Annotated in this window: 22 protein-coding genes; 17 read left to right on the top strand and 5 right to left on the bottom strand. The window is 36.9% G+C overall.

The genetic code is table 11. From position 1 onward, the window contains the following. Nucleotide 1 precedes the first annotated feature (1 nt). Nucleotides 2–1,090 (top strand): Ger(x)C family spore germination protein, encoded by a 1,089-nt coding sequence (locus tag ACFQIC_RS12755; protein WP_204709605.1) that lies wholly within the window; start codon nt 2–4, stop codon nt 1,088–1,090. A 52-nt stretch (nt 1,091–1,142) separates the two neighbouring features. Here ACFQIC_RS12755 and ACFQIC_RS12750 read toward each other — a convergent pair whose 3' ends face one another. Then, nucleotides 1,143–1,619, bottom strand: coding sequence for a hypothetical protein (locus ACFQIC_RS12750; RefSeq protein WP_204709603.1), 477 nt, complete (start codon nt 1,617–1,619; stop codon nt 1,143–1,145). Continuing rightward, on the bottom strand, nt 1,616–2,617 hold the full coding sequence (locus ACFQIC_RS12745; protein ID WP_204709601.1) for a DUF3231 family protein: 1,002 nt from the start codon (nt 2,615–2,617) through the stop codon (nt 1,616–1,618). The genes ACFQIC_RS12750 and ACFQIC_RS12745 overlap by 4 nt, the downstream gene beginning before the upstream one ends. A 142-nt stretch (nt 2,618–2,759) precedes the next feature. Between ACFQIC_RS12745 and ACFQIC_RS12740 the strand changes: the two genes are divergently transcribed. From ACFQIC_RS12740 to ACFQIC_RS12710, 7 genes are all read left to right on the top strand, one after another. Beyond that, entirely contained in the window at nt 2,760–3,758 is a 999-nt protein-coding gene (locus ACFQIC_RS12740) for a TIGR00341 family protein (RefSeq protein WP_204709600.1), read from the top strand. Nucleotides 3,759–4,246: 488 nt separating this feature from the next. Beyond that, on the top strand, nt 4,247–5,068 hold the full coding sequence (locus ACFQIC_RS12735; RefSeq protein ID WP_204709599.1) for a S1C family serine protease: 822 nt from the start codon (nt 4,247–4,249) through the stop codon (nt 5,066–5,068). Between the two features lie 367 nt (nt 5,069–5,435). Then, nucleotides 5,436–6,170 carry an RNA polymerase sigma factor SigI gene (sigI, locus tag ACFQIC_RS12730; protein WP_204709721.1) on the top strand — a complete coding sequence of 245 codons (735 nt, stop codon included), beginning with the start codon at nt 5,436–5,438 and terminating at the stop codon, nt 6,168–6,170. Next, nucleotides 6,167–7,366 carry an anti-sigma factor domain-containing protein gene (locus tag ACFQIC_RS12725; protein ID WP_204709598.1) on the top strand — a complete coding sequence of 400 codons (1,200 nt, stop codon included), beginning with the start codon at nt 6,167–6,169 and terminating at the stop codon, nt 7,364–7,366. The genes sigI and ACFQIC_RS12725 overlap by 4 nt, the downstream gene beginning before the upstream one ends. Before the next feature lie 92 nt (nt 7,367–7,458). Continuing rightward, nucleotides 7,459–7,866: a DUF1499 domain-containing protein gene (locus ACFQIC_RS12720; protein WP_204709597.1), complete on the top strand. Its 408-nt coding sequence runs from the start codon at nt 7,459–7,461 to the stop codon at nt 7,864–7,866. Then, nucleotides 7,856–9,277, top strand: a complete 1,422-nt coding sequence (locus ACFQIC_RS12715; RefSeq protein ID WP_204709596.1) for a dihydrolipoyl dehydrogenase family protein — start codon at nt 7,856–7,858, stop codon at nt 9,275–9,277. The genes ACFQIC_RS12720 and ACFQIC_RS12715 overlap by 11 nt, the downstream gene beginning before the upstream one ends. A gap of 43 nt (nt 9,278–9,320) precedes the next feature. Further along, entirely contained in the window at nt 9,321–10,883 is a 1,563-nt protein-coding gene (locus ACFQIC_RS12710; protein WP_204709595.1) for a GNAT family N-acetyltransferase, read from the top strand. 31 nt (nt 10,884–10,914) lie between these two features. Here ACFQIC_RS12710 and ACFQIC_RS12705 read toward each other — a convergent pair whose 3' ends face one another. After that, nucleotides 10,915–11,148 (bottom strand): YhdB family protein, encoded by a 234-nt coding sequence (locus ACFQIC_RS12705; RefSeq protein ID WP_204709594.1) that lies wholly within the window; start codon nt 11,146–11,148, stop codon nt 10,915–10,917. Between the two features lie 168 nt (nt 11,149–11,316). Between ACFQIC_RS12705 and ACFQIC_RS12700 the strand changes: the two genes are divergently transcribed. The 8 genes from ACFQIC_RS12700 (at nt 11,317) to ACFQIC_RS12665 (ending at nt 20,148) form a co-directional block, all read left to right on the top strand. Continuing rightward, nucleotides 11,317–11,766, top strand: coding sequence for a hypothetical protein (locus ACFQIC_RS12700; RefSeq protein ID WP_204709593.1), 450 nt, complete (start codon nt 11,317–11,319; stop codon nt 11,764–11,766). A 124-nt stretch (nt 11,767–11,890) separates the two neighbouring features. Beyond that, a complete protein-coding gene (locus ACFQIC_RS12695) occupies nt 11,891–12,442 on the top strand; it encodes a YhcN/YlaJ family sporulation lipoprotein (protein ID WP_204709591.1) in 552 nt (183 codons plus the stop codon). 151 nt (nt 12,443–12,593) lie between these two features. After that, entirely contained in the window at nt 12,594–14,003 is a 1,410-nt protein-coding gene (locus ACFQIC_RS12690) for a SpoVR family protein (RefSeq protein ID WP_204709583.1), read from the top strand. A gap of 147 nt (nt 14,004–14,150) precedes the next feature. After that, nucleotides 14,151–15,026 carry a D-amino-acid transaminase gene (gene dat / locus ACFQIC_RS12685; RefSeq protein ID WP_204709581.1) on the top strand — a complete coding sequence of 292 codons (876 nt, stop codon included), beginning with the start codon at nt 14,151–14,153 and terminating at the stop codon, nt 15,024–15,026. Between the two features lie 70 nt (nt 15,027–15,096). Continuing rightward, complete coding sequence (locus tag ACFQIC_RS12680) at nt 15,097–15,531, top strand: hypothetical protein (RefSeq protein WP_204709579.1); 435 nt, start codon at nt 15,097–15,099, stop codon at nt 15,529–15,531. Between the two features lie 812 nt (nt 15,532–16,343). After that, nucleotides 16,344–17,360 carry a TAXI family TRAP transporter solute-binding subunit gene (locus tag ACFQIC_RS12675; RefSeq protein WP_390217163.1) on the top strand — a complete coding sequence of 339 codons (1,017 nt, stop codon included), beginning with the start codon at nt 16,344–16,346 and terminating at the stop codon, nt 17,358–17,360. Between the two features lie 165 nt (nt 17,361–17,525). After that, nucleotides 17,526–18,041 (top strand): DUF1850 domain-containing protein, encoded by a 516-nt coding sequence (locus tag ACFQIC_RS12670; RefSeq protein WP_204709577.1) that lies wholly within the window; start codon nt 17,526–17,528, stop codon nt 18,039–18,041. Further along, nucleotides 18,034–20,148 carry a TRAP transporter permease gene (locus ACFQIC_RS12665; protein ID WP_204709575.1) on the top strand — a complete coding sequence of 705 codons (2,115 nt, stop codon included), beginning with the start codon at nt 18,034–18,036 and terminating at the stop codon, nt 20,146–20,148. The genes ACFQIC_RS12670 and ACFQIC_RS12665 overlap by 8 nt, the downstream gene beginning before the upstream one ends. A 1,446-nt stretch (nt 20,149–21,594) precedes the next feature. On the opposite strand, the gene ACFQIC_RS12660 is transcribed toward ACFQIC_RS12665, so the two are convergent. After that, a complete protein-coding gene (locus tag ACFQIC_RS12660) occupies nt 21,595–22,218 on the bottom strand; it encodes a YczE/YyaS/YitT family protein (protein ID WP_204709573.1) in 624 nt (207 codons plus the stop codon). Nucleotides 22,219–22,354: 136 nt separating this feature from the next. On the opposite strand from ACFQIC_RS12660, the gene ACFQIC_RS12655 reads away from it, so the two are divergent. Continuing rightward, nucleotides 22,355–23,119 carry a (S)-benzoin forming benzil reductase gene (locus ACFQIC_RS12655; protein ID WP_204709571.1) on the top strand — a complete coding sequence of 255 codons (765 nt, stop codon included), beginning with the start codon at nt 22,355–22,357 and terminating at the stop codon, nt 23,117–23,119. 33 nt (nt 23,120–23,152) lie between these two features. Here ACFQIC_RS12655 and ACFQIC_RS12650 read toward each other — a convergent pair whose 3' ends face one another. Continuing rightward, nucleotides 23,153–24,118 carry a S66 family peptidase gene (locus ACFQIC_RS12650; RefSeq protein ID WP_204709569.1) on the bottom strand — a complete coding sequence of 322 codons (966 nt, stop codon included), beginning with the start codon at nt 24,116–24,118 and terminating at the stop codon, nt 23,153–23,155. Between the last annotated feature and the right edge of the window lie 307 nt (nt 24,119–24,425).

The following is a 24,425-nucleotide window of genomic DNA, read 5'->3' as shown; positions in this document are numbered from 1 at the left end:
AATGTTATATAAATGGGTAAGTCGATTATTTCTATGTTCGGTTGTATTTATAGCAGGATGTATGCCAAGTTATAGTATTGAGGATAGAGCGATCGTCCACATCATGGGATATGATTATATAAAGGACGGAGAATTTAAAGGGACAGTAGCTATTCCTCAATACGGTCGTACAGAAGAAAGTTCTGCAACCGAATTATATTTAAATACGACAGCTGATTCGCCTAAGAATTTAAGTATGAAGTTGGAAGGGGAGTCTTCTAAACCTTTGTCTATAGGTAAGTTGGAAGTCGTTCTCTTTGGTGAAGAGTTAGCAAAAAATAACATAACAGACTTTTTGGATATTTTAAGCCGCGATGCACGAATTGGGAGAGGTATTTATCTCGGGGTTGTCAAGGGTGATACTCAGGAATTGATTGAGGGTGAGTATAGTGAGGACGAAACGACTGCTAAATACTTAAATGGTTTGATCGAGAATAACTATTATAAAAACATACCGCAAGTTAATTTGCACAGATTCCTATATGCGTATCATGCAAAGGGAATGGATGGGTACCTTCCTATTTTAAAGAAAGAAAATGGCAATATACGAATCGATGGTATTTCCTTCTTCAAAGGAGGAAAATTAGTATTTAATGTTCCTTTTGATAAAACCCTTTTCTTTAAAGTGATTAGAGAAAGTACAACGAGGGGGGAACAGAAGCTGAATTACGAAGGCGGCAGTATCTATATGAATCATATTCGTTCAAATGTAAGTTACAGTATTGAAGAAAATGGTAATAATCCAAAGCTAATGGTACAAGTTAATTTACAAGGGAGTATATCTGAAATGGAAGATTTGAAACAAAAGAAGAAAGAGTCATCTTCTTTTGTGAAAGAATTAGAGCAGGCTTATATAGAACTATTTGAGAAAGAAAGCTCACAATTAATCAAAAAGTTTCAAGAAGAGAACGTAGATCCATTGGGGTTCGGAACTGTATTAAATAGAAGAAGTAAAGAGTTTGATATGGACAACTGGGAAGAGATATATCCTGAAGCTCAAATAAGTGTAAATTTTGACGTGAAAATAGTAGAGACCGGAATAACGAATTAAAAAGATAAATACAAAAAGGACTGGCTGGATATTTAAATTCCCATCAGTCCTTTTAAGATGGATTAGACTGCTTCTCTGAGACAGATAGGATAATCCATCTTATCCCGAATCCAACAATAATCCCAGGGATAATAGACAATATCGGTAACCATATGGGACCTAGTAAAATTCCAAATAATTTAAAATGGGGAGAGTAAATTAAACCCACGGTTATAAAATAAGCAGAAAATACAAAGGGCAAAAAGGCATAGGGAGGCGGGTTTATTTGAGAGTTTTTATAAGCGTCCCAGATGGCAAAAACATAAAGACATGGATAAAACATTAACCATTGATAATTAGTAACTTCTACAGCTTCCTGAATTTCTCCAGTAAAGCTAAGTTTGATCGCAGTGTTAAATAGACTGTTCATGTTGATAATTACTTCAAACAAGATGAAAACAAGCCCTTTTATAAAATGATGATTTAATAACTGACCAAAACCTGGAAACGCTATGCTCCATAGTAAAATTTCTAATTGTCGATGCTTCATATCGAGTTATTAATCTTTCTATTTTGTCTACGGTCGATGGCTTGTGGAGATTCTTCTAACCAGCCATTTTTGATCATTAAGTCTAAGCCATCTTTTGCAAATAAAGCGATCTCTACAGAAAGTCTTTGATACGTTAGTACTAAGTCATATCGTAAGCTTGCTGTAGAAGATGTTGAATAATTTCCTTGGCCAGTCGCACTTAATACACTCATAAGATAAACGACCAGCTTATCAGAGTATGGAGCAATCTCTGAATTGGTTACATAAGCATCAGATCCCATTGGTGTATTAATATCAGATTCCTTGAAAATCGTGGTAAACGTTTGGATGTGCTTACTTGAGATCTCTTTACCTCTATTCATGTATTTTTTAATATCAGTAGAGTTAGTTGTTTGGGCAAAACCTGTACAAATTAACTCTCCTAACATATTTGTTTTTATATTCTCAAATAGATGAATCATTTCTACTGTATTTAGAGAACGTTTGAAAAATGGACTTAAGTATTTTTTACTTTGAATATATTCCACTTTGTCTTGAACTTCAATATGTGGGGCTTTAATATATACACCCTTGTCTAGGGAAGTATCGATACAGTTATTAAACAAGTTGGATGTTTCTGAAAGGGTATTAGATAATAAAGTACGAACATCCTTTCGTACTGTTCCAGCTAGTGTAGTCCCATGAATTAATAATCCAGTTTTTGCTAAGGTTTCAACAAACATTAACATAAATGAATCAGAAAATAACCTAGGGGCTTCCCGATTCACATCATGCTCATCGAATCCTATAGGTACAGGTAATTCTTCTGTCTGAAATAATTCCCTCATATTTGTTGTTAAACCTTCATTAATTTTCAGAGCTTGATCTATTATCTCTTTTATATTAGAATCTTCTACTTTTTCTGAAAAATATAGAAGGATTTGTACACTCATACTACTTTGCATATATTGAGTCCAAATTAATCCAATTTCACTTGTCGTTAATCTTTCATTTGGCATTTTCGAACTCCTTTATACTCTTATGACCTAGTTGCTATTTAAATTATTCATATCGTTAGTATCTGAAAAAATGGGTATTTTATTAATAAAACTAATAAAAAAGAACGTTAGCTTTTTAAAAAATGGGTAAAGAGGTGAAGGCATGAGTTTGCAGTTAATTGAAGTCCATGTTCCGGCATCACACCTAGAAAAGTTTCAAGGTCAAATGACCTCTTATGACTATAAGTCCTTTTGGGTTACAAAAGAATCAGATGGGAGGACACAATTTAGGATATTACTGCATACAAATCACGTTGAGGATGTATTAAACGACCTAGAAGGTGTCTCTAGTAACGTTGAAGGGTTTGAAACATTACTAATTCCTGTTCGTGCCTATTTTTCGAAGGAAACAGTGAAAGAAGATGAAGACAAAGAAGAGGATGAAGATGATGAAGCAAAGTTGCGGAGGGCAAGTCGACAAGAATTGTTATCATCTGTAGAAAAAAATAGTAAAATTACGTTGAATTACTCGTTATTAATTGTATTATCAGCCTTTGTTGCTACGGTGGGATTTCTAAAAGACAGTGAAGCAGTAGTGATAGGGGCAATGGTTATTGCTCCTATGATCGGCCCTGTTATTGCAGTGGCATTTTCATCTATATTAGGAGATTACAAATTGCTGACTAAAGCAGTGGCCACATCTTTATTGGGTGTCGGAGTTGTTATTGTTATTTCCATCTTATTTGCCTTTTTTACTCAATTAGAGTTAACCACTGATCAATATTTAAGCCGTACAAAGATTGAATTTATTGATATCATTCTAGGAATAGCTTCAGGTGCAGCTGGTGCTCTTGCCTTTCTTAACCGTTTATCAGGGAATCTCGTTGGTGTTATGGTAGCAGTTGCTTTGTTACCGCCTTCTGTTGCGGTAGGTATGTCTATTGGAGATGGTAATTGGGAATTAGCGTACGGATCTTTTTTACTAGTGACTGCTAATATTATGTCTATTTTACTTGCCGCGGTTATTATTTTTTCAGTTAGTGGGATTCGTCCTGTTCAATGGAGAGAAGTTCAAAAAGCTAACGTTTCTCGGCCGTTGTCCATTACTTTCATTCTAATAATTGTTTCTGTGCTTGTTTTACTAATCTTTATCGGTGAATGAGATGGTTTACCGAAAACTAATAATCCTGAGGTTTGTTTGTGAAAGCATACGTCCCCTACGTATGCTTTTTGTAAAGAAATACATAGTCACAAAATTCCTGTGCGTTTTCTAGTATAATTTGTCGAATGTAACATGAATGATGAAAAAATTTCCCGGGAAATGGCGATTCAATCTTTAAAGCAATAGGTTCCAATCCTATTCAACGAAAAAACCACTCAAGATTATGATACACTTTTGCAGGAGAAGGGATATTATCTATAATGGTAGAGGCGGTTATCCTCCTTTCCAAGTGTTACTTTTGATGCTGTACATTTATACTAGATGAAATGACTTAGCAAGAAATCAACGTGGTAAAATTATGTAACAAGTAATCACGCTTAATTTAGATGTGACCTGCTCCATTAAATTTGCCAAATGAAAAAGATGTTATGGAGCAGTCTGCCTTTAAACATATTTTCTATTCTATAAGTTCACGAGGTGTAGATCTAATGCGTAAACAAGATGATGAGGATAAAAGTAAAGATATTATTGATCAAGATTTATATGAAGATATAGACGAAGAAGAAATGAATGAGCTTGTTGAGATTGAAAAACGAAAAGCACTCGATCGTTCCCGAAAGGAAAATCAGAATTCAAAGAGAAAGCGTCCATTCCCCAAGTGGATTTTTTATTTAATTGCTTTTATGATGGTTGCTAATATCGTTGCAGTATTGCCAAATACTTTTTCCATTCCAGCGATTGATTTCTTAGTTACATCAGCTAAGCTATCCACAGATGAAGAAATTAAAGATTATAAGGAATCAGTTGTCGTTGTTGAAGCCGGACAAAGTAAAGGAACAGGTTTTTCTATTCAAGGAGATGGAACAATTATAACGAACCACCATGTGATCGAAGGAAAGAAAAGAATTTCTGTTGTCTTTCCCAACTCAGGTTTGCACCAGGCTGAGGTAGTTGACGTATTCCCTGCGATTGATTTAGCTGTATTAAAGATTGAAGGAGAAGGATTGCCTCATCTTGAACTTGCTGATCAAACAACCTTTACTGTTGGCGAAAACTTCACTTTTGTAGGCAATCCCCTAAGTTTTACTGGGATTGCTAATCAAGGAAATATCCTTGATTACACCTCATTGGAAGGTTGGGATCAGCCTGTTCTTATGCTTGATGCTCCAATTTATCGTGGGAATTCAGGTAGCCCTGTTATTAACGAAAAAGGGGAAGTTATAGCGGTTGTTTTTGCAACTTCACATAGAGATGAGCATGGAAGAGTTGGTTTGGCGGTACCGATTGATTATTATTATGATTATAAATAATGGCCCCTCTAAACATAGCGTGTAGAGGAATGTGCAAATATTAATAGGTATAAAGAACTGTTCATGATTTATTAGTTAAATAATAATCTGCTTAAAATAAATCCATAAGTCATAAGGCCTTATTTTTGAAATGATTATTTAACAAAATGTAAATGCCATGTGGTGGAATTATAGTAGAATATTCAGTATTATAGTCATGCTCACTACAATACCAAAAACATACCTACAATAATATGTTTGGAAATAGCACTTCAGTTTCATGTGGTTGATACACAAATGTAATCTAAATGAAATTTTTTTGAAAATACACCCAAATAATAAATAACTGTAACGAAAATATATTAATGGCTGGAGGCGATGAAGGTTGATGAAACGTCTGTTGCAACATAAAGACACCTCCCTCGATGACAAAGTAGCAGCGGCTAAAGAGGGAGACGATGAAGCTAAAAATGAAATGCTTAAACAGTATCAACCTTTTATCGCCAAAAGTGTTTCTGAAGTGTGCAAAAGATATATTGACCCTGCCAGGGACGATGAGTTTAGTATTGGTTTACTAGCTTTTAATGAAGCTATTCATGCTTACTCCTGTGATAAAGGAAGCTCATTCTTATCATTTGCAAAACTTGTCATAAAGCGAAAAGTTATTGATTATATTCGCAATGAACAGAAAAGACCAAAGGTGGTTTCTCTGGACGAGGACTATGTAGATGATGAACAAATGGAGAATCCTTCTGAGGTTAAAGCAGCTAAAGATCGTTTTGTTCTTGAAACTGAATCTTGGTATCGAAAAGAAGAAATTCTCGAGTTTCAAAAACAGCTTCAAAAGTATAATTTAACTTTTGAAGAATTGACGGAAACTTCACCTAAGCATGTAGATGCTAGGGAATCGGCTATTCAAGTGGCTCGAATTGTTTATGCTGACACGAATTTACGAGGACAAGTTCTCGAAAAGGGACGTTTACCTATGAAGGACTTAATTCAAAAAGTCGATGTTAGTAAGAAAACTTTGGAGCGTAATCGTAAGTTTATCATTGCCATGGTACTTATTCTTGCAGGGGATTATGTTTACCTAAAAGAATATTTGAAGGGGGTGGGTATGTGAGGAAAGGTATTGTAATGGAGCAGAGCAAAAATTGTACCATTGTCATGATGAATGATGGTTCCTTTCACAAAGCAAAACGCCTAAAACGAGCGGAAATTGGTATGGAAGTTCATTTTCAACCTTTACACGAGTCAAAATCAGTCATGAAACAAACATTTTTGCTGCACAGAACGAAAATAGCAGCTGTTTCAATAGCTTTATTATTAACTTTGTTTCCTGCGTATTTTTGGCATGAAGATAATAAAGCCTTTGCTTTTGTCAATGTTGATATAAATCCAAGCGTTGAGCTGAAAGTTAACGATGATATGAAAGTTCTGAGCATGAATCCGCTTAATAAAGAAGCAGAAGAAATGGTCGCGAGTATGAAAGCCTGGGAGAAAAAACCTGTTTCAGAGATTGCTCTTGATATGATTACGTTTAGCAAGGATAAGGGCTATATGAATAGTGAGCAAGAGGTTTTGATCGGGGTAAGTTATATTAATAAAAATAGCTTAGATTTTTCGGAGGAAATTGAGGCCTTTTTAAAGAAAGAGACGGACGATCTTTTACTAGCAGCCTACGATGTACCTAAGGGAGTTCAAGAAAAAGCTGAACAAGGGAAAATTTCAGTGAATGAGTTAATTTCAGAATCTATAAAAGATGTTGACCAAACTAGTTTGGTCGATGCAGAGGAAGAGATTGGCTCTATTGGAGATGAAGACAAAGCTATTATACAGTCATTTTACAATGAGAATGAGACCTCAACCGACGATGGTAAAATGGAAGATGAAATACCAGAAGAATCTTTTAAATCCCCATTAAATAATTCGGAGATGACGCCCCAACAAAAATTTGAACGTGGAAATTCCTCAAGTGGTAATAATAATTTAGTTCCACCTGGCGCTAACGGAAAACCAAACAAGGGGAAGTCCGACAATCAAAATAAGGGGAAGTCCGACAATCAAAATAAGGGGCAAGGGAATTCCTCGAATAATAGCTCATCGAACTCCGAAAAGTCTAATGATCATTCTTCACAAAACTCGGAAAAAGCAAAGAAAGCAAAGGAAGAAAAAGCAAAAAATCGTTCTAATCAAAATAAGAATAAAGATCATCCTACTAACAAACATAGTCATCCTTCTGATCAAAAGCAAGACAAAGGAAACCAAGGAAAAGGTAAACCAGGAAAAAACAATAAACACAATAATAGAGATAAGTAATTGTAATATATCACACTTCCATGATAAGGAAGTGTTTTTTTGTGACGTAAATAGTGAATACATATAAAATAGAACTAGAGGGGGAATAGTCAATGACGGAAATATACTTAGGGATTAAAGATGGGCAATTAGCACCGTGCCCGAAATCGCCGAATTGCGTTTCCACGAGTACAGAGGATTATGATAAAAGTATGGAACCTCTTCCTTTACTAAGATCCTTAACTAAGACAAAGAAAACGATACGGTCATTAATTCATCAAATGGAAAGATGTGAAATTATTGAAGAAACAGATAATTACTTATATGTGATTTTCAAATCGAAGGTAATGAAATTTAAAGATGATGTGGAGTTCTATTTAAACGAAGAAACGGGACTTTTGCATTTTCGGTCGTCATCTCGAATCGGCTATTCGGACTTTGGAGTTAATCGGAAACGAATGGAGAAATTCTCTGAAAGCTATAATCAAATATATGAAAGTGAGGATTTTCATGAACTATGATTACCAGTTAGCCGTTATAGGTGGAGGGGCTGGTGGTCTCACGGTGGCAGCAGGGGCAGCTAGCTTTGGTTCCTCAGTAGCGTTGATCGAGCAACAATCTGAAGTTGGTGGGGATTGTTTGCATTACGGTTGTATTCCTTCAAAAGCTCTTATTCAAGCAGCAGGGGAAGTAAACGTTACCGCTCAACAAGCAGGATTAACAGAGGAGCAGTATAATTATATTTTTAAAAATGCAATGAAATGTGTCTCGGAAGCTATAGATGATATTCAAAGTCATGATTCTAAACAGAGATTTATTGATATGGGAATCGACATTTATCAACATACAGCAAGATTTGAGGATGAACACACCTTACAAGTTGGTCAGGAATTTATTACTGCTAAGCGAATTGTTATCGCAACAGGTTCCTCTCCTACTTTACCTAGTATTGATGGCCTAGATACGGTTCCATACCTTACGAATGAGTCGATTTTCAACTTAAAAGAGAGACCAAGCTCTCTTGTTGTAATTGGAGGAGGTATAGTTGGTGTTGAGCTCTCACAGGCGATGGCACACTTAGGGGTTAAGGTAACAATTCTTGAAAAGTCTGACCATATTTTATCTAATGAGGATACTGAAATTGCCAAGATGGCTCAAAACATATTATCTGAGGATTTGACGGTTATGACAAGGACGCAGGTTAACCAAGTAGAGTTAGCGGGAAATCAAGTGTGCGTTCATTTTACAGAAGGAAATCATAAGGGGACAATAGAAGCGAGTCAGTTGTTAGTTGCCACAGGGAGAAGAGCGAATATCAAAAGTTTGCAACTCGGAAATGCTGGTGTTGATACAAAGGAAGGTACTATTCAAGTTGATCATCATTTACGAACGAATAAGAAACATATTTATGCAGTTGGAGACTGTAATGGATCGATGCCGTTCACCCATGTTGCAGGAATGGAAGGTAAAACAGTCGTTTCAAATGCTGTCTTTGGATTGCCTAGTAAAGTATCTTACGAGCAAGTACCCTGGGTTATCTATACTTCGCCTGAAATTTACCATTTAGGCTTAACTGAACTAGAAGCTAAGGCTAAATATGGTCACGAACTGTTAACATTTAAAACACTACTTGAGGATTCAGATCGTTTTATAGCTGAGAGAAATACAAGCGGTATAGTTAAGGTTATGACCAAAAGCAATGGAAAAATTGTTGGAGCTCATGCATTTGGTGTAGGAGCAGGGGAATGGATGCAGGAAGTAGGTACACTTCAATCCCTTAATAAAAAATTTCAAACTTTATCGAACGTCATTCATCCATACCCGGCTAGAAATAATGTGCTTTCTCAGACCGCTGACTTATACTGGCGTGATAAACTATTTAATAGTAAATGGAATCATGCGATTAGGTGGTATGTACGCAAATTTCGTTAAAAGTTAAAGGTTTAATAAGACTATGAAAGAAAGGAATCATGTGATGTCTAAGCTTGATTTATCTCAGTTTGAGAAAAAAATGATCGTTCGAAACACTCAGGATGGAGATATAGATCAGTTATTTGAGTTACAAAAAATTTGCTTCCCGGATATGGAACCATGGGAACGGGAGCATCTACAAAGTCATTTGAGGTATTTTCCAGAAGGGCAATTTGTCGTAGAATTTGATGGAAATATAATTGGAAGCTGTTCGAGTTTGATTGTTAATTTTGATGAATATGATGATAAGCATACATGGGATGACATAACTGATAAAGGGTATATAACGAATCACGACCCTGAGGGTTATAATTTATACGGTATTGAAGTCATGGTTCATCCGAAGTTTCGAAGAATGAAAATAGGCCGTCGTTTGTATGAAGCCAGAAAGGAGTTAGCCCGTGAATATAATTTAAAAAGCATCATCATTGGTGGTCGAATTCCTAATTATCATAAATACGAAAGTGATTTGTCACCAAGAGAGTATGTAGAGGAGGTACGCAATCAAAATATATATGATCCTGTACTTACGTTCCAGATAATTAATGGGTTCACAGTAATGCGAATTAATCCTAATTACTTACCTGATGATGAAATGTCGTCCAAGTACGCTACGTTAATGGAATGGAATAATATCGACTACCGAACCCGTACGAAACGCCATTTTAAGACGAGTCATCCTGTTCGGATTATGGTGATTCAATATATGATGAAAAACATTAATTCTTTTGAGGAATTTAGTCGTCAGTGTGAATATTATGTAGATGTTGCAGCTGATTATGGAGCTGATTTTGCTGTATTCCCTGAAATTTTCACTACTCAACTAATGTCTTTTTTAGAAGAAAAGGTACCTTCTAAAGCTGTGCGGCGGTTATCGGATTATACGGAAGACTACATTGAAATGTTCACACACTTAGCGGTGAAATATAATGTGAATATTATTGGAGGATCCCACTTTGTAGAAGAAGATGAACAAATTTACAATATCTCTTATTTATTTAGACGAGACGGTACGATTGAAAAGCAGTATAAAATTCATGTTACACCCAATGAACGTACGTGGTGGGGAATCCAACCTGGGGATGCTGTCAAAGTGTTTGATACGGATTGTGGAAAAATAGCTATACAAATTTGTTACGACATTCAATTTCCTGAACTTGCCCGTTATGCTGTTGACCTAGGGGCAAATATCATATTTGTACCGTTTTGCACAGATGATCGCCAAGGTTATTTACGCGTACGCTATTGTGCCCAAGCAAGAGCAGTTGAAAACCAAGTATATACTGTTATTGCGGGTACGGTAGGAAATATGACTCAAGTCGAGAATATGGACATTCAATACGCTCAGTCAGGTATCTTTACTCCATCTGACTTTGAATTCGCTAGAGATGGTATCGTTGGAGAATGCAATGCTAATGTGGAAACAGTTGTTGTAGGGGATGTGGATCTAGAAATTCTAAGAAGACAAAGGAAATCTGGTACAGTTAGACAACTGCGCGATCGCAGAAGTGATTTATTTGACTTACATTATAAAGTTAATACAGAATATAAACCAGAAAGAACATAAAAAAAGTGGCCACCCATTTAGGGTGGCACATTTATACATATAGTTTATCATGCGTCGTAGCTTGAGCATGGTCTATATAGTGTAATAAGTTTTCGTGTGATACATATAGGACAGCTTCATGATTTGGATAATGATAAGCATGGAGAAAGGTTTCAATTTTTTTTGACAAAAAGTGATCACGTGTTCTCACCATAAGAACAAGCAAGTCATCCCATTGCCCCCATATCATAAAGTGTAAAGCTTTCTCGTAATCGTCTGAATACATTACAATCACTTCCTTCAAAGAAAGGAGTGTTTTTATTATCTCCTGGAAGGGTAACAATGAAACAGAGAGTTCCTCACATTAATGGAAATATCGACATCTAACAAAAAGTGAATAAATTTTATATGACGTGAGATAACCGTTAGGAAAAATGGAAGGAGAAATTGTTACATGAGTGAAAAACAGTGGATTTGGATTAACTTAGGAGGTATACTAACTTTTGGTTTATTTCTGCTTATAAGCTTGATCACAAGAGGACAAAATGCTCTAGTGGTTATGACAGAAATCATTGGTTTTATTACCTTAATATTTGCTATTATAACTTTTATTTATATAAAAAATGACAATAGGTGGTTGTGTATTTCAATTATTGCCTATACCATACCATGGATCGTTTTTGGTGTAGGGTATGAAATTGGAATAGAAGAATCGATGAACAATTTTAATTTATGGTTTGCCATTTTTTATGGTTTCATAATTGCAAGCTTTGTCTTTATGCAAAGGAGTTACCATAATTTAACGAACATTTTCAAGTTAGTTCCCGCCTTTTTTTTATTTTTTCATTCAATCTTATTGTTATACATGGTTGTATTACATATTTGGTGGTTGCTTCCTTTTTAGAATATTTTCCAAGCCTTCTTATTTAAAGAAGGCTTTTTTTGTTTATTTCAAATACATAGTTGATCGCATATTTCATTGTTCCTTACACATACTACGAGTAAGCTTGGAAGGAGGGATGATCAAGATGAAATTAAAAGTATTTACAATTGGTTTACTGGCTAGTTTTTCACTTGTTGCTTGTCAAGCAGAACAAGAAACTGGTCAAGAAGAAGGAAATGGAAATAATAATGGAGTAGAAAATACTCAATTTGAACGAACAACAGATCAGGATAATAATGAAGCGAATATGAACAAGCAAGGCGATAATGATCGTGGAATGCAACACAATACAAATTATGATGTTGCTGATAAAGCCGCAGAACGTATTAGCAAAGATGTAAAGAATGTAGAAAATGCCTACGTTTTAAAAACTCGTAATAACGCGTATGTGGCTGCAGAGTTAAATAATCAAAATGGAGATGCAGAAGACGTATCTGGTGAGGTTGAAGATCAAATTACTAAGATCGTTAAGGATACAGATCAGGATATAGACAATGTTTATATTTCAACCAACCCAGATTTTGTAGATTTAACGAATAATTATGTAAATGACGTTGATGAAGGTGAACCCGTCCAAGGTTTCTTCCGAGAATTTGGTGAGATGGTCGACCGTGTATTCCCAGATGCGAACGCTTAATTTTAAAAACCAGGGTTTCTCACAAAGAGAGCCCTGGTTTTTGTATAAAGAAAAAATTGTATCTTATTCTGAAAAATATCCGATCATGTTCATTTAATTTGCTTTCCCTCATATAGATAACTATGGATATCTAAGGAGGGGGCATCGTATCTTGAAAGTAGAAGAACAGGAAAAATTAGAGCGAGCTATCCGGGAAATAACTGAAATTGCTGATGGATTTGGTCTGGATTTTTATCCGATGCATTATGAAATTTGCCCTGATGATATTATTTATACTTTTGGTGCTTATGGTATGCCAACACGTTTTTCTCATTGGAGTTTTGGGAAGCAATATTATAAGATGAAACTGCAGTATGATTTAGGACTAAGTAAAATATATGAGTTAGTTATTAATTCAAATCCCTGCTACGCTTTCCTATTAAATTCGAATAGTTTGATTCAAAATAAATTAATTGTTGCACACGTGTTAGCCCATTGTGACTTTTTTAAAAATAATGCCCGATTCCAAAATACAAAGCGGGATATGGTCGAAAGCATGGCAGCGACTTCCGAACGTATAACTAGTTATGAGAAGAAACATGGTAAGCAAGAGGTTGAATCATTCTTGGATGCAGTCTTAGCTATTCAAGAACATATTGATCCTTCCCTTGTGCGACCGAGACTTTCGTGGCAAGCCGAGCAAGCTCTGCCAAGTGAAAGTCCAGCACCGAAACGACGCACGCCCTATGATGATATATGGAAAATCGGAGAGTCTCCAGATGAAATCATTAAGAAAAGTAAAAAATTCCCACCACAACCAGAAAAAGATTTGCTATTATTTATAGAGCAATTCAGTCGTGATTTAGAGGAATGGCAGCGCGATATTATGACAATGATGCGTGAAGAAATGCTTTATTTTTGGCCACAGCTTGAAACGAAAATCATGAATGAGGGTTGGGCTTCTTACTGGCACGCTCGAATTTTAAGGGAGATGGATTTAACGAGTGGAGAGGTTGTAGATTTTGCAAAATTGAATGCAAGTGTAGTACAGCCTTCTAAAACACAATTAAATCCTTACTATTTAGGGTTGAAGATTTTTGAAGATATTGAAAGGCGTTATGATAATCCTACAGAAGAAATGATTCGACATGGAATAAGTCCAGGGTCAGGAAGGGAAAAGATGTTTGAGGTTCGTGAAATAGAATCAGATCAAAGTTTTGTACGTAACTATTTAACAAATAAATTAATTAGAGAAGAAGACCTTTACCTATTTCAAAAACAAGGGCAAAAATATAAAATTACCGATAAAGAAAATGACGCTATACGTGATCAACTCGTGACGATGAGAGTAAATGGAGGTTTTCCATATATAACAGTAGAAGACGGTGATTATATGAAAAATGGAGAACTTTATTTGAAGCATCACTATGAAGATGTAGAATTGGATTTAACTTATTTAGAGAAAACGCTCCCTTATATTTACCAAATGTGGGGACGACCTGTCCATATGGAAACAATTGTAGAAGATCGTAATGTAGTTTTTAATTTTAGTGGGAAAAAAGTTCAGAAAAAATATTTATAAAGGTTCACCTGGAATTGGTCACCTACATTAGGTGACCAATTTTAGGTAAATCATATTATATTCAGAAGATTTCAATATTTAAGCGACTAGGTTTAGTTTTTTTGATAAACTATTCGTTAAATAGAAATTAGCTTGGAGGCATTTAGAATGAGTGTTTATGAATATGTTTTAACTCAAACTAACTTTGTGCATAAAGATGACTTGAAGTATCCGTTTGAAGAAAGAGGGTTACAATTTGGTGACGGTATATATGAAGTCATCCGAGTATATAAAGGTGAATACTATTTAATCGATGAGCATGTAGAAAGACTGTTCCGTTCAGCAGAAGCGGTGAAAATCACTATTCCTTTTACTAAAAAAGAAGTGTATAGCCATTTAGATGAATTATTAAAGAAAAATAATATTACTACTGATGCAAAAGTTTATCTGCAAATAACAAGAGGATCTGCACCAAGAGATCATGCTTTTCCACAAAATATTGAGGCTAACTTGTACGCTTACGTGCAAGACTTACCGAGAAAATTGGAAATGATGCGTGGTGGGGTCTCTGCGATCACTCAGGCAGATGTTCGTTGGGACTGGTGCTACATTAAAAGCTTAAATTTACTGCCAAATGTGATCGCAAAGCAAGAGGCTAGCGAGGCAGGGTGTTTCGAAGCTATTTTACACAAAGATGGCGAAGTTACAGAGTGTAGTTCCTCTAATGCTTATTTAGTCCGTGATGGAAAAGTGTATACTCACCCAGCCAAGAAAAATATTTTGCATGGATGTGTCCGATTGCGGGTTAAAAAGTTTTGCCAAGAAGAGAGTATTCCATTTATTGAAGAAGCTTTCCGTGTAGAAGATATTCAATATGCTGACGAACTATTTCTGTCAAGTAGCACAGCCGAGGTTATGCCGATCACTGTAGTAGATGGAAAAACTGTGAGCAATGGTAAGGCAGGAGTAATTACCCAAAAACTCCAGGAGAAATATGAAGAAGATGCTAAAATTAGTGAAGCAACCTCTATCTTTGCTAAGTAGTATGAAGATAGGAACCCTATAATAATTATGCTATAATAGCCCTGCATATATTACATGCAGGAGGGTTATCATGAAGAAGGTACACCTAGAGATGAATGAAAAGCAGTATCAAACACTGGTGGAAACTGTATTCTTAGGAACGTGGATGGTTAACTCTACAAAATTAGAGTTGGATGAAGACTTTGAAGAGATTAGAGAGCTGGTTCTTGCCAAATATAAGGATGCTGGTCTTGAAGACAAGGTTAGTTATCAAGAAGCCTTTGACATCCATGATTTGCAAAAGGACTATGAAAAGCAATTATTTGAAAATTATGTTGATGAATATGAAGAATTTAGCTTCTGGGATATGTTGATTGAAAAACTATCTGAAAAGCGATTAAAGCAAGAGTATGGGGAACTGAGTACGCCATTATCCAACGAAATGATGGAGCGTCGTCTTCAAATTGAAGAAGAACTTGGAAAAGAGTTGGAAGCACGAGGAATTACAAATTTGGAATTGAAATAAAGGAAAGTGCCACAAAGGTATACAGTTAATGTTAAGTAGTTCCGATACTGTGGAGAACATCTAAAATAACAGGTGCTAAACATACTAAAACCCACTATGTTTAGCACCATAAATAACAGTACAAATAACAAACAAGAACGCTTGGATTTTTAATGCCCAAGCGTTCTTGTTTCTATTTCCTGATTAAACTAAAGCCCCAGATTGTGGAAGACTCAACTTCGAGACATTTCGGTGGTTTCCGTTACTAAGGATGGCGTTAGAAGGTCCGGGAAATCACTCGCTTTCCGTGGGCATGTGGTGAGAGCTTCCTGAGGCTACGCCTTGCGGGATCTCACCGATCATGTTCATCCCACAGGAGTCTTGCGATTTCCCGGACCTTCTTGCTTTCGTGAGGAGAACGGAAACATCTTCACGTGAGCAGAAGCCTCATACGTGAAAATCGTGGGGCTGTGTAATTATTGATATCAGGGAAAAATAAGAGAGAAAATCATATGCGATTTGGTCTACTAATTCGTATGTTTCTCCACCGAAACGGAACTACTTAAGCTAATGTATATCCTTTGTTATTTCTTGACATTTTCATGACAGAAAATTAAGATTACTTCAAGGTATTGTCTCTCAAAATTTTATTTTAATGCATATATTTGTAAAAATTTATATTAAATGGTGAATATTTCATGTAAAATGAAGATGTTGTATTTATGTGGTATTCGTTACCTTTTTGGACAATCATTTGAGTTTCGAATGGTACATATTGAGAAACGTTTGAAACTCAGATGTTGTTATAAAAAATTTTAAGGGGAGGAATTTATTTGTTTAATAAGAAGGGGCTATTAACTATTTCCATGCTGTTCTTGCTTTCCTTAGTTCTATTCGCTTGTGGCGGTGGAGCATCTGACGGAGGAGGAAGTGGCGATGATTCTGAAGGCGACGCTGGAGGCGGAGATGAAGAAGGAGAACAATTTATTCAAGTACTTACAGGTGGAACAGAAGGAACCTATTATCCTTTAGGAGGTACCTTTGCACAAGTTATCAATGATAATCTAGATAACGTTGAAGCAAATGCGACATCTACTGGTGCATCTGTAGAAAATATGAACGCCATTAGTGAAGGTGATGGAGAAATTGCATTTACGCAAACAGACATTGCTGCTTATGCAGCTGGTGGTGAAGTGATGTTTGAAGAACCAAACGAAGACTTCGGTGCAATTGGAACACTTTATCCCGAAACCATTCAAATTGTTGCTACTCAAGACAGTGGAATCGAAACGGTAGAGGATTTAGAAGGTAAGACTGTATCTGTGGGTGCTCCTGGTTCAGGAACAAACGCAAATGCCGATAACATTCTAGAAGTACATGGTTTAGATATCAATGAAGATATTCAAGCTCGTGATCTTGATTTTGGAGACTCTACTACTGGGATTCAAGATGGAACGATCGACGCGGCTTTTATTACTTCAGGTACTCCGACTGGAGCAGTTGAGAGTCTAGCCGCAACTTCAGACGTTACTATCGTTAACATTTCAACTGAAAAGGCACAGGAATTGATGGATCAGTATAGTTACTACTCTGAGGACGAAATTCCAGAAGGAACATATGGTTTAGAAGAATCTGTATCGACCGTAGCTGTTCAAGCTATGCTTGTCGCTCATAGTGATCTTAGTGAAGACTTAGTTTATGAAATGACAAAAGCTATTTTTGAAAATACAGACCAAATTTCTCACGCTAAAGGTGAACTGATTAGTGCAGAAAGCGCCCTTGATGGAGTAGGTGTTGATCTTCATCCAGGTGCACAGAAATATTTTGATGAAAATGGGATTAGTGAATAATGGATGAAAAAATAATTTGAGTCTACGGGACTGTCCCAGTTTTTATCACACTTACTATAATTTGAGTGGTAGAAAACTGGGAGCAGTCCTTTCTCTTGTAATATAGTTACTGAAACATTTTTATTTTTAACAAAATATTTACTTACCTAGTATAGGACGGATAGGATGAAAGCTATTGGGAGATCCATCATTATAGGGATTGCAGGCTTGGGAATGACTTCTCTTTGGATGTTTTTTCCTTACCAATCTGTTGTTTCTTTTGAAAAGTTAGATCGGCAAGGAAAAAATGTTTATATGCCTATCAAAGAAGGAGAGCACTTTGATTTAAAATTCACTCACTCTGTTCATTTGTCTGATGTGATAGAAGAGTATGAAGTGAAAAATGAACGCTTATATCCGGTACAATTGACTTATGAAGATACAGCTATTGGAATGCCTTCTAATGGATCAGAAGGAGAAACGTTTGAAATGAAGGATGGGAAATACTACATTACAGACTTACAAGGGTTTCATGAATCGATTAGCTTATCTGTTGGTCAAGTTAGAGCTAATCACACAATCATATACAAAGATCGTTCCTATTTATTAAAGGATTACGTAGGAGCTGGTTCTGTTATAAATATTGAAGCTGATCATGTTTCAAATTTGGAGTTGATGAGAGGAGTGACCTTTGATGAGTGAGGAAAATAATTCAGTATCGACAGATAAACAAAAAGAGATCATGGAAAAATATGATCCTGATTCAGGAAAACGTGAATTAACGGGTTGGTTGGCGAAAGTTGCATTTATAGGGTTACTCTCTTTTTCTTTATTCCAATTATATTCTTCTACCATTTATCCTCTCCCTGCCCAAATCCTTCGATCGGTACACGTAGGTTTTGGGTTAGTTTTAATATTTTTACTATTCCCTGCTAGTAAGAAAAATCGTTCTAAAGGAAAAATTGCCTGGTATGACCTCGTTCTCGCACTTTTAAGTATTGTTGTAGGAACATACTGGATATTCTTTTATGAAGCGATTGTTTCTAGTGCAGGCTCCCTAACAACTCTTGATTTTTATGTAGGTTCCCTTGCAGTACTTCTTGTCTTAGAAGCTACTCGACGAGCAGTAGGTATCCCAATCACAGTGATTGCGGTTGCGTTTTTAGTGTACGCATATTGGGGAAGACAAATGCCAGGGTTCCTGTTACACAGGGGTGTTGATATTGATAACCTCGTACAATCGATGTTCTTTACAACAGAAGGAATATTAGGAACTCCTATTGCTGTATCATCTACATTCATCTTCTTATTCTTGCTTTTTGGTGCTTTTCTAGTGAAGACTGGAGTTGGCCAATATTTCAATGACTTAGCTGTTACTCTTGCAGGGAAACGGACAGGTGGTCCAGCGAAAGTAGCAATTTTTTCGAGTGCTTTGCAAGGGACAATTAGTGGAAGTTCCGTTGCTAACGTAGTAACATCAGGTGCTTTCACAATACCTATGATGAAAAAACTAGGTTATCGTAAAGAATTTGCTGGGGGGGTAGAGGCGGCTGCCTCTACAGGTGGACAACTTATGCCTCCTATTATGGGAGCTGCAGCATTTTTAATGATTGAGTTCATTGGAATTGATTATTGGACAATTGCAAAAGCAGCATTAATACCAGCCGTTTTATATTTTACTGGAATATGGATCATGACTCATTTTGAAGCCAAAAGAACAGGTTTAAGTGGTTTAAGCGACGAAGAAATGCCTGACCGTAAAGAAGTGTTTAAAAAGCTTTATTTGCTTCTTCCGATTGTAGCTATCATCTTTTTCCTTAGTAGCGGGATCAGCGTTCTTCGCGCTGCGTTGTATGGTATATTAACAACTATTTTAGTTGGATTACTGAGGGAAGAAAAATTCCGTAAAATTTATATTGCAGCATTCGGAATTGGTTTTATTGGTTTTGCCGTTTATGGCGCACTTACTGGAGGATTTGATTTAGCTTTTGCGCTTATAGGAGCTACTATGGTGACCATTGTTGTTAGTTATTTATTTGATGGTAACTTTGTAGAAACAATAGAAGCTTTAGTAGATGGTGCTCGAACTGCACTTGGAGTGGTAGCTGCAACAGCTGCTGCCGGTATTATTGTAGGTGTTGTAACGAAGACGGGACTTGGATTGAAATTAGCAAATAGTTTAGTAACAATAGCTAACGGTCAAATCCTACTTACTTTGTTCTTTACCATGATAGCTGCGATTATTCTTGGGATGGGTTCGCCAACGACGGCAAACTATGTTATTACTTCAACAATAGCAGCACCTGCTGTTATTTTGTTAGGTGTACATGATCTCGCTGCCCACTTATTCGTATTCTATTTTGGAATAATAGCAGATATTACGCCGCCGGTTGCGCTTGCTGCATTTGCAGCTTCAGGTGTTGCCGGTTCCGAACCAATCCGAACCGGGCTGAATGCGGCTAAGCTTGCCATTGCAGCCTTTATCATTCCCTATATGTTTGTGTTAGAGAATCAACTCTTGATGATCGATGTTAGTATTATTGAACTTTCATGGATTCTTATAACAGCCATTTCCGGAATGATAGCTATAGGCGCAGGGCTTGTTGGTTATTGGTATCGCAAAGTGGAGTGGTATGAAAGGATTCCGGCTGTTCTCGGTGGATTATCGCTAATTTATCCAAGTACGATGAGCGATATTGTAGGGGTGACGGCTTTTGTTATCCTATTGGGGATGCAGTTCCTTATAAAGAAAGACAAAATAGGGGTGCCTGTTTATAAAGCTAGGCCAGAATCTTCCCGCGAAGCTTAGTCGATAAAAAATACGAGCCCCATTTAAACAAGTAGTTCAGTTTCAGATTACAAAAGTTAAAATCATAACCTTAATGGTATGCAAATTCGTAATTGAATTCGCATACCTCTTTTATTGTAGTTTTGGATAGCGGATTCAGTATTGAAAGTTATTTTATTTTCGCTTGATTTTACAAGGTATTCTGAATATTTATGTTAAAATAAATACAGAGATTGTGAAGAAATGCACTTAAACCCAGCAGGATTGTTGAAGACTCGATTCCGAGATGATTGTGTGGCTGTTCCGTCATCGGTAGGAGGAGAAGGTGGTCGGGGAAATAACTCGCTTTCCGTGGGCGTACGGTGAGCCTCCTTGGACTTCGTCCTGCGGGGGCTCACCATGTCCTCTTAATCCCACAGGAGTCTCGTCATTTCCCCGACCACCTTGCCATGAATAAGAGGGACTGAACATCTACGATTCTAAGAAGTAGGCACGTAGCTATTGTTATAACGGCATGTTTATCCTCTATTTTCATTATGGAGGAAGGCTCATTCCGAGATCATGCGGGTTCGCTACCGTATAGAGGTAGGGGCGGCTTTGACAACTCGCTTTCCTGCGGGGGAACGGGCGAGCTTCCTCGGGCTGCGCCCTGCGGGATCTCGCTTAGCTCCTTCTCCCGCGGGAGTCTCGTCGTTTCAAAGCCACCCCATTCGACATGGAAATGAACGAACCCCTCGGCATAGGAGAATGTGTCTTACCTATGCTATAGAATAGAGCATCCCCCCACACACGATTCTCACGTATGAAGGTTCTGCTCACGTCAACGCCACCCTTTGTAACGGAAGCCAGCGGAATGTCTCGAAGCTGTCTTCCACATAAGGGCAGAATTGTTGAAACTCGATTCCGAGATGATTATGTGGAGAAAGAGGCGGTGGGGAAGGAGTCGCTTGCCGTATGTTTCTATCGGAATCGTGCCGCTCTACCGTTTCTGTGAAAATATGAGGTATTTGTTATATCTATTGAACTACTTTGATAATTAGCGTGGTATAGCTAGGAGCTTAATTGGCGTGTATGCCTAACCTTGTAAAACCATTTCCAAATTTACATTACAGGTTAATTTGTTGTCCTAAGTGGAACATTTCAATGGCAATAATTACACAGCCCCACGGAAAGCAAGTGGTTTCCCATCCTCCATGCTCCGATGAAAAGCAACGGAACCGCCATTCTTTTATTAAACAATCTGGGGCTTTAGTTGAATAAGCAGTTGAAAATAAATAGAAGAAAATCTCAGTTCACTGAACTGAGATTTATTAATTTTAATTACAACCCCCTTACTTTTGTTCAGATGAACGGAGCGTTATGATGAGAGTCACCATAGATGATCTCGATTCGATCTACAGGGGACCGGAGTGTTTTTCAAAAGCTGTACTCCAACTGAACTACTTACCTATTTAAAGGACTCACGCTTTACTTTTTACTAGCAGATTTATTCCACATTTGCGCGATAGGTCTAGAAAATTGGTAAGACCATTGAATAAGGGGACCTAAGCTTAAAGCAACGACAAGAGTTCCAATCCCTACCGGAGCACCTAATAAAAAGCCAACAAGAGCCATCCCAGATTCTGTGAAGATTCTAACTATACTTTTAGATTGATTAGTTCGATCATTTACGATCATCATAAAATGGTCAAGTGGAATTCTTGGAAATGGTGTGCGCAAGTATATAGCGATTCCTATAGCGGTCGCTAGCAAGCCAAGGAAGAAAATCCCCCACTGAGCATACCAAGCTTCAAAATTAACATCAGCTAACATTCCATACAGGAAAATATCAAGTGTACGTCCACGGATAATGATTGGTAGGAGTGATTCAAACTGAGGTCTTTTGTGTTCAAGTTTTGCATTTATTAGAAGCAAAATAACGAAGGCGATAATAAAAACGTTTCCTACTGTAATAGGGGTATGCATTGAAATTCCAACGGCTACACTATCCCCAGGCCCAACACCGAGTCCAGACTGGATGATAAGAGCAAGCCCAAGACTTGAAACCACTAGCCCCACTGCGTATATAATAAATAAGTAAAAAAATTTCATAGCTGTCTCCTTCATGAGAAGAATTCTTTATTTATCATATATGTTGGTAAAATGATTGTAAAGTTATAAAGTTGACAAATGTTTTTAACTGTTCAAAGTAGGGAAATAATAAAGTATCTTAAAAGGAGGACAATCCATGAAATATGCAATTGTTACAGGAGATTCAAGAGGATTAGGAGAAGCTATTGCTCAAAAGTTTTTAGAAAAAGGAATACATGTAATCGGGGTGTCGAGAACATATAATCAAGAACTAGAAAAATTCGCTCAAAAAAAAGAAGCGAATTATTCGCACATAAAATGTGATTTTAGTGACACAGATGATCTGGCACAAGGAATTGATAAAGTAATGTATGTAGCTTTCCAAAGTGACGCAGAATTTGTGTATTTAGTAAATAATGCAGGAGTTATTGAACCAATTCAAACCGTAGGCGACCTTGATGCTAACCTTGTTTATAAACATTTGCAGGTAAATGTTACAACTCCGATGCTTTTCATCAATCGACTTTTAAAAGAGGCCAATGAACAACAAGTCAAAGCAAGAATTATAAACATTACATCAGGGGCTGCTGAGCGGTCGGTGCATGGTTGGAGTGTGTACGGTGCAGGTAAGGCGGCAATTAATCGGTTCACACAAACTATAGCTCTTGAACAAGAACAGGCAGGTAATGATCATAAGGTCATTGCTTATAGTCCAGGAGTTGTTGATACGGATATGCAGGAGGAAATTCGTTCAACAAACGAGTCGGCTTTTGCAGATGTTTATAAGTTTAAGGAGATGAAAGAGGAGGGAAAACTCCGAACTCCTGAAAATGTTGCAAAGGTATTAATGGACGTATTAGATCAATCCTCTACCATCGAAAATGGAAAAATATATAAGTTGTACGATCTAATTCAAGAATAGTCAGGCTGAACCTCAATGAGACCAGCCTGAGAGCTAAAATTCAATTAAGCGTACAGATACATGGTGGTTACTCGCAGATAGTTGGACTTTTCCCCCGATTGGAAAGGTGAATTGAGGGGTTGTATGTCCAAAACTTGCTTTGGCTATTACTGGAATTGATGTTAAAGTGTCTTTAGTCTGAATGACCTCTTTAAGAGAATCTAAGCTTACATTTGATGCTTCTTGAAATCTTCCTATGATCAGTCCTTTGACATTGGCAAAACCAGGTTGATGAATTAATGACTGTAAATCACGGTCGAATGTTTGTACGTTTGAAAGCAGGTCATCTTCTAACAATAAGATAGCACTTTCAAGAGGTGGCATAAACTCTGTACCTTGCAGTAAGTTAAGAGTACATAAATTCCCCCCTATACTTGTTCCGACCGCGTGCCCTTCGTTAATGATCTCATATCCATCATGATTATGAAAAATACGTTTCTCCTGATCAAGGAACCAGGCGTCATCACTCCAGAGGTCTGAAGTTTGAATAGTGAATGGAACATCATTGAAAAAAGTGTTTTTAAAATGTTCAACGGTATAACTGATGCCTTTTTTCATTCCCAAAGTGGAAAAGTGTGGACCTGAGTAGGTAACCAGACCTGTTTTTTTGTAAATGGCATTAGCTAGAGCTGTAATATCTGAAAAACCGCAGAATATTTTCGGTTTTTTCGATATTAAATCATAGTCAATATAGCTAAGTAATTGGTTGCTATTATAGCCGCCAATAGTTGTTAAAATAATTTTAACATTTGGGTCCAGAAAAGCCTCATGTATGTCGGATACCCGCTGAGCAATCGATGGACGATCTTCATATGCGTATGTACTGAATGAAACTATAAGTCCCATCTCTTCCAATCGTTTTATCGCTAAATTTCTTGTATCATCATTAATCAGTGTCATACTTTCTGCTGGTGAAATCACTCGTAATTCATCTCCAGCTTGTAGTTTCATGGGTATCACTGAAAATTCCTCCTTTCTAAAAATTTACAAATATTATAAATTCATCATATAGTAAAGGAAGTTAAAAGAGAAGGGCTAAGCATAATGCAATAATGTAATAAATCCTGGTTTTATACGAGTTGTTATTCATCAATAAACTCGTTTACAAGACATAGGATTAGCTTGCCTTCCCATGAATTTTACTGCTTTAACTCACTGGATTTGTTGTTATTATCATTAAATGAAATAAGTCTGATTAATCTTCTCTGGGCGAAAAGGGAAGATTTTTTATGTTACGGATCCGTGCAATGAATATACATGATGAAAT

This window comes from Halobacillus seohaensis (assembly GCF_042663045.1).
GTDB lineage: Bacteria > Bacillota > Bacilli > Bacillales > Halobacillaceae > Halobacillus_A > Halobacillus_A seohaensis.
This window is presented reverse-complemented; position numbering and strand designations above follow the sequence as displayed.